This is a genomic window from Acidovorax sp. GW821-FHT10E04, from assembly GCF_059415185.1.
Window position 1 is genome coordinate 693,081 of record NZ_JBWKMT010000001.1, and the last position, 13,097, is coordinate 706,177.

At 66.6% G+C, this 13,097-nt stretch carries 10 protein-coding genes; 3 read left to right on the plus strand and 7 right to left on the minus strand.

Going from position 1 to position 13,097, the window contains the following annotated elements:
- Window positions 1–74: 74 nt before the first annotated feature.
- On the minus strand, window positions 75–908 hold the full coding sequence (gene dapD, locus AC07OC_RS03175) for a 2,3,4,5-tetrahydropyridine-2,6-dicarboxylate N-succinyltransferase (RefSeq protein WP_218294964.1): 834 nt from the start codon (window positions 906–908) through the stop codon (window positions 75–77).
- 16 nt (window positions 909–924) lie between these two features.
- Complete coding sequence (gene dapC / locus AC07OC_RS03180; protein WP_218338553.1) at window positions 925–2,130, minus strand: succinyldiaminopimelate transaminase; 1,206 nt, start codon at window positions 2,128–2,130, stop codon at window positions 925–927.
- A 168-nt stretch (window positions 2,131–2,298) separates the two neighbouring features.
- Between dapC and AC07OC_RS03185 the strand changes: the two genes are divergently transcribed.
- Entirely contained in the window at window positions 2,299–3,789 is a 1,491-nt protein-coding gene (locus AC07OC_RS03185; RefSeq protein WP_218338554.1) for a methyl-accepting chemotaxis protein, read from the plus strand.
- A 68-nt stretch (window positions 3,790–3,857) separates the two neighbouring features.
- Here AC07OC_RS03185 and AC07OC_RS03190 read toward each other — a convergent pair whose 3' ends face one another.
- The 3 genes from AC07OC_RS03190 to AC07OC_RS03200 all read right to left on the minus strand — a co-directional run bounded on the left by AC07OC_RS03190 (window position 3,858) and on the right by AC07OC_RS03200 (window position 7,422).
- Entirely contained in the window at window positions 3,858–4,511 is a 654-nt protein-coding gene (locus AC07OC_RS03190) for an RnfABCDGE type electron transport complex subunit B (RefSeq protein ID WP_370627706.1), read from the minus strand.
- A 71-nt stretch (window positions 4,512–4,582) separates the two neighbouring features.
- Window positions 4,583–6,121 carry a polyhydroxyalkanoate depolymerase gene (locus tag AC07OC_RS03195; protein WP_218338555.1) on the minus strand — a complete coding sequence of 513 codons (1,539 nt, stop codon included), beginning with the start codon at window positions 6,119–6,121 and terminating at the stop codon, window positions 4,583–4,585.
- A gap of 206 nt (window positions 6,122–6,327) precedes the next feature.
- Window positions 6,328–7,422, minus strand: a complete 1,095-nt coding sequence (locus tag AC07OC_RS03200; protein ID WP_218338556.1) for a GTP pyrophosphokinase — start codon at window positions 7,420–7,422, stop codon at window positions 6,328–6,330.
- Window positions 7,423–7,673: 251 nt separating this feature from the next.
- On the opposite strand from AC07OC_RS03200, the gene AC07OC_RS03205 reads away from it, so the two are divergent.
- Window positions 7,674–10,481 (plus strand): bifunctional diguanylate cyclase/phosphodiesterase, encoded by a 2,808-nt coding sequence (locus tag AC07OC_RS03205; RefSeq protein ID WP_494600372.1) that lies wholly within the window; start codon window positions 7,674–7,676, stop codon window positions 10,479–10,481.
- Between the two features lie 6 nt (window positions 10,482–10,487).
- Here AC07OC_RS03205 and dusA read toward each other — a convergent pair whose 3' ends face one another.
- Window positions 10,488–11,504, minus strand: a complete 1,017-nt coding sequence (gene dusA / locus AC07OC_RS03210; protein WP_370627708.1) for a tRNA dihydrouridine(20/20a) synthase DusA — start codon at window positions 11,502–11,504, stop codon at window positions 10,488–10,490.
- A gap of 364 nt (window positions 11,505–11,868) precedes the next feature.
- Here dusA and AC07OC_RS03215 point away from each other — a divergent pair, with 364 nt between their 5' ends.
- The gene (locus tag AC07OC_RS03215; protein WP_218294985.1) at window positions 11,869–12,456 is read left to right on the plus strand and encodes a lysophospholipid acyltransferase family protein; all 588 of its coding nucleotides are present in this window, start codon (window positions 11,869–11,871) and stop codon (window positions 12,454–12,456) included.
- Window positions 12,457–12,558: 102 nt separating this feature from the next.
- Here AC07OC_RS03215 and AC07OC_RS03220 read toward each other — a convergent pair whose 3' ends face one another.
- The gene (locus tag AC07OC_RS03220) at window positions 12,559–13,011 is read right to left on the minus strand and encodes an Lrp/AsnC family transcriptional regulator (protein WP_218338559.1); all 453 of its coding nucleotides are present in this window, start codon (window positions 13,009–13,011) and stop codon (window positions 12,559–12,561) included.
- Window positions 13,012–13,097 lie beyond the last annotated feature (86 nt).

The window sequence follows — 13,097 nt, forward strand, 5'->3', positions numbered from 1 at the left end:
TGTCCCTCTGTTTGTCGTCTTTGTCTGGGGTGGCGCTGATCGTGCCGGTCAGGTGCGGGGCCGGTCAGCCGCGATCAGTCGCGCAGCAGGTCGTTGATGCTGGTCTTGGAGCGCGTCTGCGCGTCCACCTGCTTGACGATGATGGCGGCGTACATGCTGTAGGGCGCGCCGTTGGCGGCCGTCTTGGGCAGGTTGCCGCTGACCACCACCGAGCCAGAGGGCACGCGGCCATAGCTGATCTCGCCCGTGGCGCGGTTGAAGATGGGGGTGCTCTGGCCCAGGTACACGCCCATGCCCAGCACCGAGTTTTCTTCCACCACCACGCCTTCGACGACTTCGGAGCGCGCGCCGATGAAGCAGTTGTCTTCGATGATGGTGGGGCCGGCCTGCAGCGGCTCCAGCACGCCGCCGATGCCCACGCCGCCCGACAGGTGCACGTTGGCGCCGATCTGCGCGCACGAGCCCACGGTGGCCCAGGTGTCGACCATGGTGCCTTCGCCCACGTAGGCGCCGATGTTCACGTACGACGGCATCAGGATCGCGCCCTTGGCGATGAAGCTGCCGCGGCGCGCTACGGCGGGGGGCACCACGCGCACGCCCGTGGCTTTCATCTCTTCTTCGGAGAGGTGGGCGAATTTCGTCTGCACCTTGTCGTAGAAGCCCAGGTCGCCGGCCTTGACCACTTCGTTGTCCTTGAGGCGGAACGACAGCAGCACGGCCTTCTTGATCCACTGGTGCACGGTCCACTGGCCCACGCCTTCGCGCGTGGCCACGCGCAGCTTGCCGTTGTTCAACTCGGCGATCACGTGCTCGACAGCGTCCTGGATTTCCTTGGGGGCGGCGGAGGGCGAGAGGCTGGCGCGGTTGTCCCAGGCGTTGTCGATGAGGGTTTGGAGTTGTTGGGTCATGTCGTTGTCGATCAGATCAGGCAGTACGGGATTGGATGAATTGCACGATGCGCAGCGCGGCTTCCACGCATTCTTCGGTTTCGGCCACCAGGGCCATGCGCACGCGCTGGGCGCCGGGGTTGCTGCCCTGGGCCTCGCGGGCCAGGTAGCTGCCGGGGAGCACGGTGACATTGTATTGAGCCAAGAGGGCGCGCGCGAACTCGGCGTCGTCCATGCCCAGGGCTTCGGGCACCTTGGCCCACAGGTAGAAGCCGGCATCCGGCAGGGCGACTTCCATGACGCCCGCGAGCAAGGGCGTGACCTGGGCGAATTTCTTGCGGTAGCGCGCGCGGTTCTCCACCACGTGCTGTTCATCGCCCCAGGCGGCAATGCTGGCCGCCTGCACGATGGGGCTCATGGCGCTGCCATGGTAGGTGCGGTACAGCAGGAACGCCTTGATGAGGGCCGCGTCACCCGCCACGAAGCCGCTGCGCATGCCGGGCACGTTGCTGCGCTTGGAGAGGCTGGTGAAGGAAATGAGGTTCCTGTAGCCGCCGCGGCCCAGCTGGTCTGCGGCTTGCAGGCCGCCCAATGGAGGTTCGTCGCGGAAGTAGATCTCGCTGTAGCACTCGTCCGAGGCAATGACAAAACCATAGCGGTCGCTCAGTTCAAAGAGCTTCTTCCATTCGCCGAGCGGCATGACCGCGCCGGTGGGGTTGCCGGGGGAGCACACGAAAAGCAGCTGGGTCCGCTGCCACACCGTTTCCGGCACGGCGTCCCAATCCACCGCGAAGTTGCGCGCCGGATCGCTGGCCGCGTAGTAGGGGGTGGCGCCCGCCAGCAGCGCGGCGCCTTCGTAGATCTGATAGAACGGATTGGGGCAGACCACCAGCGGCTGGCCCTGTGAAGGGTCGATGACGGTCTGCGCAAACGAGAAAAGCGCTTCCCGCGAACCGTTCACGGGCAGGACCTGGGTCGCGGGGTCCAGGGTGATCGCATACCGCTGATTCAGCCATCGGGTGAAGGCCTCGCGCAGAGCCGGCTCCCCCGCCGTGGCCGGGTAGCTCGCCAGCCCACTGAGGTTGTTACTAAGTGCATCTTTGATGAACTGCGGTGTAGGATGGCGTGGCTCGCCCATGCCCAGGCTGATGGGACTGTAGGCTGCCGGGGGAGCCACCCCCGCGAATAGCTGCCGCAGCCGCTCGAAAGGGTAGGGCTGGAGATGGGAAAGCAGGGGATTCATGGGGCGCCATTATGGGCGATGGGGCCCGGTCCATTGCTGCAGCATGCGCGGGCTGCGGGCCCGGGTGGGCGGCGCCCCGGCAGGCCCCCTGCACCCGGTCTGTCAATCCGCCGTAAGTGCCGGCCCCTAGGATTCGCGCCAGTTGCAAGAACGACAAGAGGAGACATGATGTCAGGATTCCTACCGCTGCGTCCGGGACTTTGGTGGATGCGCAGGTGGCATCTGCCTGGCAAACTGCTCTCGCTGGGTTTCCTGGTGGCGGCCGCGCTCGCCATCGCGGCATGGGGATCGCCCTGGTGGCTGTTCGCGCTGGGTGCCGGAGTGGTGGCCTATGCCCTGCTGGCGCTCTACATCAGCCTCTCGAGCGACCTCGCCGGGCTGGCGCGGACCATCGAGCTGACCCAGGGCGGGGATCTGCGCGCACAGGCCCGCGGCGACCATGGGCACGATGAGGTCGCAGAGATGGCGAAGTCGCTCGACCGCATGGTGATCACGCTCTCCTCCATGGTGGCCGACATCCGCAGCAACGCGGCGCTGGTGGCCCATGCGGGCCAGAGCCTGGCCGAGGGCAACCGGTCCCTGGCCGACCGCACCGAGCAGCAGGCGGCCAATCTGGAACAGACAGCGGCCAGCGTGGAACAGTTGTCGTCCGCCGTGCAGAACAACGCGCAGACGGCCCAGAGTGCCGATGCGCGGGCCGCCCAGGTGCGCAGCGCGGCCGATGCGGGCGCGCAAGCCATGGCACGTGCCGTTCAATCGGTCGAGGCCATCCAGCAAGGGGCGCGGCGCATGACCGAAATCATCGGCGTCATCGACAGCATTGCATTTCAGACCAACATCCTGGCCCTGAACGCCGCCGTCGAGGCCGCACGGGCGGGCGAGCAGGGCCGCGGGTTTGCCGTGGTGGCCGCGGAGGTGCGCACGCTGGCCAAGCGGTCCAGCGATGCGGCGCACGAAATCCGCGAGCTGATCGGCGCCTCGGTCAGCCAGGTCGAGACCAGCGCGGGCCTGATCCGTTCGGCCGGGGAGGGCATCTCCGACATGGCGGGAGGTATTCGCAGCGTGGCGGCCAGCATGTCCGAGATCTCCGGGTCGAGCACCGAGCAGAGCACGGGCCTGCGCGAAGTCAGTGCCGCCGTGCAGCAACTGGACCAGATCACCCAGCACAACGCCCAGATGGTGGGCCATGCCGTGCAACAGGCCGAAGCCCTGGAGAGCCGGGCATCCACGTTGTCGCGCGCGGTGTCGGCATTTCGCCTGCAGCAGGGCACCGCCGAGGAGGCCGTGGCGCTGGTGAGCAGGGCCGTGGCATTGCACAAGAGCACTTCGCGCGACCAGTTCCTGCGAAGCATTACCGACAAGAGCCAGCCGTACCACGACCGGGACATGTATGTGTTCGTGCTGGATACCGCCGGCACCTATCTTGCCTTTGGTGGCAACACCGCCAAGGTGGGCACACGCGTACAGGACATTCCAGGCATCGCGGGGGACCGCCTCGTGAGCGATATCGTCGGCCAGGCCGACCATGCCCCAGGCTGGGTGGAGTACAACATCACCAACCCCTCCACCGGCGCGGTGCAGACAAAGATGTCCTATGTCAGCCGCGTGGGAGATCTGTATGTGGGGTGTGGGGTGTACAAGGCGCTGGCGGCGCGCTGAGCACACCTGGCGGGCTTCTGTGCAGAAGGCAGAAGGAAGGGCGGAGGCCTCCTCACTGCCTTGTGCGTCTAGCGCGGGTTTTGGGCGCGCCGCTGGCGGGCACGTTCCAGCGCGGCGGCAATGGCGGCCTGGCGCAGTGCCTGGGCCTTGTCCTCTTCGCCTCGGATGAGAGAGGTGGACGGATTGTGGTCTGCCGAGGCTATGGTGGGCATGGCAGCCCCGTTGATCTCGGGAAAATCCTTGTCTTCCACCACCGCCTCCAGGGGCAGGCGTTCGCGGTGTGCCTGATAGCGCTGGCGTGCCTGCTGGGCCAGCGGCGCGGACCAGGCGGACCAGCCGGTGGCGGCGCCGCTGATGTTTTCCATGTGGATGCAATCCACCGGACACACATGCACGCACAGTTCGCAGCCGGTGCAGTAAGGCTCAATGACCGTGTGCATTTTCTTGTGGGTACCCACGATGGCGTCGGTCGGGCAGGCCTTGATGCACAGCGTGCAGCCTATGCACCACGCTTCGTCGATGAAAACCACGGCGCGCGGGGCCTCCGTGCCATGCTCGGCGCTCAGCGGCAAGACCGGCTGCCCGGTGATGGCGGCGAGGCGGGCAATGCCCTCGGCTCCGCCGGGAGGGCACTGGTTGATGGGGACGCCATGTTCCGCAATGGCGTGGGCGTATGCCGCGCAATCCGGGTAGCCGCAGCGCGTGCATTGCGTCTGGGGCAATGCCGCGTCAATCCGCACCGCAAGCGCTGACGGTGCTGCGGGGGGAGGGCTGGGAATGTGCGGCGGTACGCTCAAGCCTTGCGGGCCGCGCTGCGGCGGGTGCGGGATGGCGTTGCGGCGCTGACGGTCGCCTTGGCCGCCGCGACCGGGTCTGCCTCGGCGGGCGCCGCCGCTCCCGTGGGCTTGGTGCGGTTGCCAGCGGGGGCCACCCAGCGGGTGGCCACGGGCGCCGCGGCTTTCACAGCCGTCCTGGCGGCTGCCTTGGGGGCCGCGACCTTTTTTGGCGCCAGGCTGGGGGGGTTGTCGTCCGGGGTTTCCGTCACGGGTACCGCGGCCTTTTTCTGGGGCTGTTCATGCTGCAGGATGAAGGCGCGCACCTGCGGGTACACCACTTCGCGCCAGCGCCGGCCGCTGAAGATGCCGTAGTGGCCTGCACCCTTGGCTTCCAGGTGGCGCTGCTCCTTGCGCACGATGCCGCTGCACAGGTCATGCGCGGCCTCGGTCTGCCCCGAACCTGAAATATCGTCGAGTTCGCCCTCGACGGTGAACAGCGCGGTGGTCTTGATGTCCTGCGGGCGCACGCGCTCGATCTTGCCTTCGGGGGAGCGAACGTCCCACGTGCCGTTCACCAGCTTGTAGTCCTGGAACACGGTCTGGATGGTTTCCAGGTAGTAGTCCGCGTCCATGTCGAGCACGGCGTTGTATTCGTCGTAGAACTTGCGGTGGGCCTCGACGCTGGCGTCGTCGCCCTTGATCAGGTCCTTGAAGTAATCGTAGTGGCTGCTGGCGTGGCGGTCAGGGTTCATGGCCACGAAGCCGGTGTACTGCAAGAAGCCGGGGTACACACGCCGCCCCGCGCCGGGGAAGTTCTCTGGCACGCGGTAGATCACGTTGTTCTCGAACCATTCGAAGCTGCGGTTCGTTGCCAGGTTGTTGACGGCCGTGGGCGACTTGCGGGCGTCGATCGGCCCCCCCATCATGGTCATGCTCAGCGGCGTGGTTTCACCCCGGCTGGCCATCAGCGACACGGCAGCCAGCACCGGCACCGTGGGCTGGCAGACGCTGATCACATGACAATTGCCATAGATGCCCTGCAGGTGGCGGATGAATTCCTGCACGTAGTTCACATAGTCATCGAGGTGGAATTCGCCATCGGCCAGGGGCACCAGGCGGGCATTCTTCCAGTCGGTGATGTAGACCTTGTGGTCCTTGAGCATGGTGCGCACGGTGTCGCGCAGCAAGGTGGCGTAGTGGCCCGACAAGGGAGCCACGATCAGCACCACGGGCTGGGCCTTGAGCTTGGTCAGGGTCGCGGGGTCGTCCGAGAACCGCTTGAAGCGGCGCAGCTCGCAGAACGGCTTGTCCATCTCGATGCGTTCATGCACCGCGACGCCCACGCCATCCACATCCACGGAGTGGATCTCGAACGCCGGCTTTTCGTAGTCCTTGCCCAGGCGGTACAGCAGTTCGTAGCCTGCGGACATGCGCTGCGCCAACGGGCTTTCGCTGAACGGCGACATGGGGTTGCTGAACAGCTTGGCAGCGGCCTGTGCGAAATCGGTAAATGGCTCCATCAGCGAGCGCTGGGTTTCGTAGATGTGATACAGCATGGGCGAAACTCCGTTTTGTTGCAGTGCAATATAGCAGCACTTGGTAACAAGCGCATGGAGGAAAACCACCAATGACCAGTCACCTATGCGACAGGCCGGGGGTGTTCAGGGCACGTCCCGGTCCTGCCGGATGCCCCAAGCCCGCCTTGCTACAAACCCAATAGCAAAGAAGGTAATGAGACAGGGCGTGGAATGCCTTTCGCGGGCTATTGCGGCCTGGGCTCCGCGTGATCCTGCAGCCACGCTTCAAAGGATTCGCGCGCCGAGTTGCGCAATGCCGGGCGGAACGCCGCCTTGTTACTCAGGTACAGGCAGTGCCGGATCACGGTGTAGGGGTTGAAGCTCGCCTGGGGGTTCTGCTCTTCAAAATGCTGCTTGTAGCGCTTGACCACGCCCACGGTCTCGCGCATCAGCGCGTTGAAGCGTGCCCGTGTCATGCCGGGAGACCAGACCTGGATGTCATCCACGAAACCGTCCACCTTGGACGGCTCGAACTCGAAGTCCTTGAAGAAGTGCGTCGCGATCTTGAGGAAGGTGAACGCGTTGAGCTCGCTGCTGGGCGCCGGTGTCTTGCTGGGAGCCTGCGGGTTGCTGTCGTCGGGTGCGGCATCGGCGAGGGGTTCTTCCGTCTCGTCGGGCGCCTGGAGGAGTTCCGCGGCCGTGGCATCGCGGATCTGGCGGAACTCGCGGTCGGCCAGCTCGAACAGGGCAGACAGCACATTGATGCGCCGCTTGAGCTGGCCGGGAATGGACTTCTTGTACTTGATCCGGTGGTCCAGCACGCTCCAGGAGTCCTGGATGATGGTGCGCACTTGCAGCTCGAAGGGCAGGTGGGCGTAGGCCGCGTGCTCGGGCAAGCCGCGTTCGGCGGTGCTCAGCTTGAGGTCCAGGTGCAGGCCCTTGTAGCCAAACGATGCCTCGGTGCTTTCCACCGCCGTCACCTTGTCCGTGACATCGATCACCGCGAAGTGCGAACGCACGATCTGGGCGATCTTCTCCAGTTCATCCTCATAGAGGCACACCACGCGCACGCCGACCAGGTCCGTGATGTAGCCCTGGATCTCGTAGGCCGTGTTGCCTTCTTCCAGTGACGGACGATATTTGCGCACGAACTTGCGGATGCATTCATCCACCTCCTTCACCCGGCCTTCCACCTTGGCGATGTCCACGCCTCCCGCACGCGTGACCACGGCCGCGACCATGCCCGTGAGGGCTGCGCAGGCCGCCTCCAGCGCGGCGGACTGCTGCGCGTAGAACGCGCGGAAATGGGATTCCTCCAGGTCGAAATCAAGGGATGGCATGCCGTGTCTCTGCGTTCTGGGTGGGTTCGGATCGGTGGGCTGGCGTGGCGCCTGTCCATGCAAGCATATCCGCCACGGCGCCGGAGCCTGATGCAGGATGTACGGAAAGCCCGTGGGGACGCCCCTGCCTCTTTGCCGCGGGGGGGCGGGGCCGATAATGGTGCCGATCTGTCCCCACCTGTCCAAGGGAACCCGCACGCCTTGTCCCATCCGCCGTCCTCCACGCCCTTCCCGGCAAGGCCAGGAAAGCCATGACCCGGCCGCCGCATCCCCCAGGGGGCCCGCCTGCGGCGGCTGATGGCGTGCGCGAGGCTTCGCGCCTGGACGGCGCCGCCAGCCAGCGGTGGCTGGCCGTGGTGCTGCCACCCCTGGTCGCGGCACTCATGCTGGGGTTGACCTTTTTGTACTGGCAGAGCGAGGAGCGCGGCGCGCGGGCCAAGCGCGAGCAGAATTTCCAGGTGGCGGCTGACCACATCGCCTACAACCTTGCGGACCGCCTCGCGACGTACGAGGTGGTGCTGCGCGGGGTCAAGGGGTACTTCGAAGGGTCGGAGCGCATTGACCGTGAAGAGTTTCAAGCCTATGTGGGCGCGCTGCAACTGCAGGAGACCCGGCCCGGCCTGCAGGGCATCGCGCTCATCCTGCAGTTGCCCGCCTCGGCCCTTGAAGCGCACACCCACGACATGCGCACGCGCGGTTTTCCGGGCTACAGCGTGCGGCCCGCAGGAGCGCGGCCCCTCTACGCGCCCATCACCCATGTCGAGCCGCTGGAAGGTGGCAACCTCGACACCCTGGGTTTCGACACCTTGACGGTTCCCGCCGCCAGGGAGGCGCTCGACAGGGCCCGCCTCACGGGCGAATTGGCGCTGTCCGGCCCGCTGGCGCTTCGCCCGGACAGCGAGCCAAGCCTGGCGATGTACCTGCCTTTGCACGATACCGTGGCCGACATGCGGTCTGGCGATGGCCGGCGTGCGGGACTGGTGGGCTGGGTCAGCGCCACTTTTCGCATCGCCGATGTGGTCCGCGGCATGGCCAGGGAGTTCGATTCGGACATCGGGTTTCAGATCCTCGACGGCATGGTGCCGGGCCCCACGGCATCCGGCACGCGCCTGTTCACCAACACCGAGCCCGCGGCGCAGGCCCCCGCCGCGGAAGCCCCAGGGCTTCAGGCCACCCGGGAGCTGAAGTTTGGCGGGCGGCGCTGGACCCTGCAGATGTCGCCACTGCCCGCGTTCGAGCTGCGTCACGAGGACAACAGCCACCTGCCCGTGGCCGTGATGGGCACGGCATTGAGCCTGCTGCTGGCGTGGTTCACGTGGCTGCTGGCCACGGGGCGCGAGAGGGCGGTGGCGCTGGCGCTGGACATGACGGCCGCGCTGCGGGCCACGCGCGACGACCTGGAAAGCACCCTCAACGCGATTCCCGACCTGCTCTTTGAACTGGGGCTGGACGGCCGCATCCACCACTACCGGTCGGCGCGCTCCGAGCTGCTGGCGCTGCCGCCCGAGATGTTCCTTGGCCGGCTCGTGACGGACGTGGTGCCCCCCGAGGCGGCCGCTGGCTGCCATGCCGCGCTGCAGGAGGCGCACCGCACCGGCTATTCCACCGGCCAGCAGTACCGGCTGGAACTCGATGGCACCACGCACTGGTTCGAGCTGTCCATTGCGCGCAAGGAAAGCGCGGCGCCGGGCGACGGGCCACGGTTCATCGCCTTGTCGCGCGACATCACCGAACGCAAGCTGGCCGAGGCGCGCACCCATCAGCTCGCCTACTTCGACGGACTCACCGGCCTGCCCAACCGGCGCATGCTGCTCGACCGCATGGAACAGGCGCTGCGCAGTGCCCGCAAAGCGGCCCAGGTCGGCGCGGTGCTCTACATCGACCTGGACAACTTCAAGCAGATCAACGACGCGCGCGGCCACACGCTGGGCGATGCCTTGCTGATGCAGGTGGCCGACCGCCTCGTGCAGCGGCTGCGCCCCGGGGATACGGTAGCGCGCCTGGGCGGGGACGAGTTCGTGGTGCTCGTGCACAACCTGGCCTCCGACATGGAATCCGCCGGCCGGGCCGCCCTGCAGATGGCCGAGGAGATGCGGCTGGCGCTGGAGGCTCCCTACACCATCGACACCCATCTTTACAGCAGCACCGGCAGCATCGGCATCACGCTGTTTCCCCAGCGGGACGAGGGCGTGGAGGACCTGCTGCGCGAGGCCGACACGGCCATGTACCGCGCCAAGGACCTGGGCCGCAACCGCGTCCGCTTTTACGAGGCTGCGATGCAGTCCGACGTGCAGGAGCGCCTGGCCCTGGAGCAGGACCTCAAGCAGGCCCACGCGGAAGGGCAACTGGCCGCTTTCGTGCAAAACCAGGTGGATGCGGCCGGGACGGTGGTCGGCGGCGAGTTGCTGATGCGCTGGGACCACCCCGAGCGCGGCGCCGTGCCGCCCAGCCGCTTCATCCCCATCGCCGAAAGTTCGGGGCTCATCCTGCGCATGGGGGACTGGATGATCCAGCAGGCCTGCGAAACCCTGGCGCGCCTGCAGGCGGCGGGGCACAGCCTGTCGCTGTCGGTCAACGTGAGCCAGCGGCAGTTCCGCCAGGACGATTTCGTGGAGCGCATCCGCCATGTGCTGGCCCGCACCGGCGCCCTGCCGGCGAACCTCATCCTGGAGGTCACGGAAAGCCTTCTCATCGAGAACCTGGACGACACCATTGCCCGCATGACCGAGATCGTGCGGCTGGGCGTGCGCTTTTCCATCGACGACTTTGGCACGGGCTACTCCAGCCTAGCCTACCTCAAGCGGCTGCCGCTGTACGAACTCAAGATCGACAGGAGCTTCGTGCAGGACACGCCCGACGACCCGGACGACACCGCCATCGTGCAGTCCATCATTTCCGTGGCCCGCCACCTGCGCCTGCGCGTGGTGGCGGAGGGCGTGGAAACCCGCGCCCAGGCGGACTTCCTGGCCGACAGCCAGTGCGACTGCCTGCAGGGCTATCTGTTCGGGAGGCCAGAGCCTCTGGAAACCTGGCTGGACAGACAGGCGCCGCGGGCGTGAACCGCGCTATGCCACCGCTTGTGCGGCAGCGGACGGCGCATACGACTGCATCGCGAGCGCATGCACTTCCCGCGCGGGGCGGTCCTTGAGCAGGTGGTTGCTCCACACCTGGCGCCAGACGCGGGCGCCCGGCAGGCTGTGGCGCAGGCCCAGCATGTGGCGGGCGATGTGGGGCCAGGGCGTGCCATGCTGTGCGGCCTCGCGCTCCATGTACTCGACCATGGCCAGCTCGACCTCTTCGCGGGTCAGGGGGCAGGGCGTGCCACCTTGACTGCCGTAGTAGAGCTGGTCCCAGCGCGCCATCCACCAGGGGTTGTGGTACGCCTCGCGGCCGATCATCACGCCGTCGAGGTGTTCGAGCTGCTGCAGCACCACCTCGTCGGCCTGGATACCGCCATTGATGGCGATCGTGAACTGCGGGAACTCGGCCTTGAGCTGGTGCACCACCTCGTAGCGCAGGGGCGGGATGTCGCGGTTCTCCTTCGGAGACAGGCCCTGCAGCCACGCGTTGCGCGCGTGCACGATGAACACGGTGCAGCCCGCCTCGGCCACCGTGCCGATGAAGTCGCGCACGAAGCCGTAGTCTTCCTGCTTGTCGATGCCGATGCGGTGCTTGACCGTCACGGGCACGGCCACCACGTCCTTCATGGCCTTCACGCAGTCGGCCACCAGCTGCGGCGCCTTCATCAGGCTGGCGCCAAACGCGCCGCGCTGCACCCGGTCGCTGGGGCAGCCGCAGTTCAGGTTGATCTCGTCATAGCCCCATTCCTCACCCAGCCGCGCGGCCTGGGCCAGCTTGTCGGGTTCATTGCCGCCCAGCTGCAGGGCCACGGGATGCTCTTCCGTGTTGAAGCGCAGGTGGCGCTCGGTGCCGCCGTGGATGATCGCGCCCGCATTCACCATTTCGGTGTACAGCAAGGTCTGGCGCGTCAGCAGGCGGTGAAAGTAGCGGCAATGGCGGTCGGTCCAATCCATCATCGGCGCGACGGACATGCGCCAGGGGCTCAAAGCGGGGGATTCCACAGCAGGCAAACAGGCAAGGAGAACGGGGGAAAGGCCCGCAGCGGCACGCCCGGACGGGGCGGGCGACGGAGGCTGCAGGGGAGGGCCGTGATTATCCCATTGGCCAACGATCCGCGCCAGCCTGTGGCCATGAGAAAAAAAGGACGCTGCCGCTTGATCCACAAGCGCTTGCCGCTATCAAAATGAAAGCGCCCCGCGTCCCCGCCGTGGCGACAGGCGCCAAGCCTTGTCCTGCCGCAAGGCGGGGCCAAGGCCGCATCGGCGATACTCGCGGCGCTTTTTGATGTTCCTGCCCCATGCCTGCCGGGTGACTGGCTGCCTTGCAGCCGCCTTCTGCGCGGGCGTCGCCTGCCCCTGTTTCCCCATGCACCACACGATTTTTGACACGCCGGTTGTCAACACGCTGCTGCGCGCCTTCTCGCGCGCCACCCTGCGCCTGACGGGCTGGAAGGTGGAGGGAGCCTTGCCCGCCCACGCCGCCAAGAGCGTGCTGATCGCCGCCCCCCACACCAGCAACTGGGATCTGCCGTACACGCTGATGCTGGCGTTTTCGCTGCGCCTGCGGGTGTACTGGATGGGCAAGCAGAGCCTGTTCAGGGCGCCGTTTGGCGGCGTGATGCGCTGGCTGGGCGGGATTCCGGTGAACCGGGAGCAGGCGAACAACCTGGTGGCCAGCTCGGCCCAGGCCATGCGGGACGCGGACGGCCCCATGCAGCTGATCGTGCCGCCCGAGGGCACGCGCGGCAAGACGCGGCACTGGAAGACGGGGTTCTATTACATCGCCCAGCAGGCGGGCGTACCCATCGTGCTGGCTTTCGTGGACTACGGCCGCAAGGTGGGAGGCCTGGGGCCTGTGTTCGAGCCCACGGGCGATGTGGAACGCGACCTGGCGAGCATCAAGGCGTTCTACGCGCCCATCCAGGGCAAGAACCCGGCGCAGTTCGACGCCTGAGTTTGCCCGTCAAGGTTTTTCAATGAAATGGGCCTCTGGGGCTTATCCATAAAGCGCTAGCAGCTATGAAAATTGAAGTGAATACGCTGGCGGCAGCCGCCGTCACACCCCCACACTGCGCCGGTCGATCTTGCGGCTGAGCACGATGCTGGTCTGCGTCTGGTGCACGCCGTCGAGCTGGCCCACCTTGTCGAGCAGGGTGTCGAGCTGCTCATGGCTCGTGCAGCGCAGGAACACCAGGTAGTCAAACGGCCCGCTCACGGCGGATACCTCTTCGACCTCGGCCATGGCCTCCAGCGCGCGCAACACGGCGGGCGCTGTTTTGGGCAACACGCTGATGGAGCACCACGCGCGCACGGTGGTGGCATCGAGCCGGGCCCCCAGCCGCACGCCGTACCCCGCGACCACGCCCGAGCGCTCCAGCCGTGCAATGCGCGCCACCACGGTGGTGCGGGCCAGCCCCAGCTTGCGCGCCAGCGTGGCCGTGCCCTCGCGGGCGTTGGCCTGGAGCAGGCTCAGCAGCTGGCGGTCGGTGTCGTCCAGGGCCTGGGTCATGGGCAATTTCTCCAGAAAGTCATAACGTCCATCATATTCGCCGTTATGAAAAAACAAAGAGCAGTTTTCGACGATATAAGCACTAC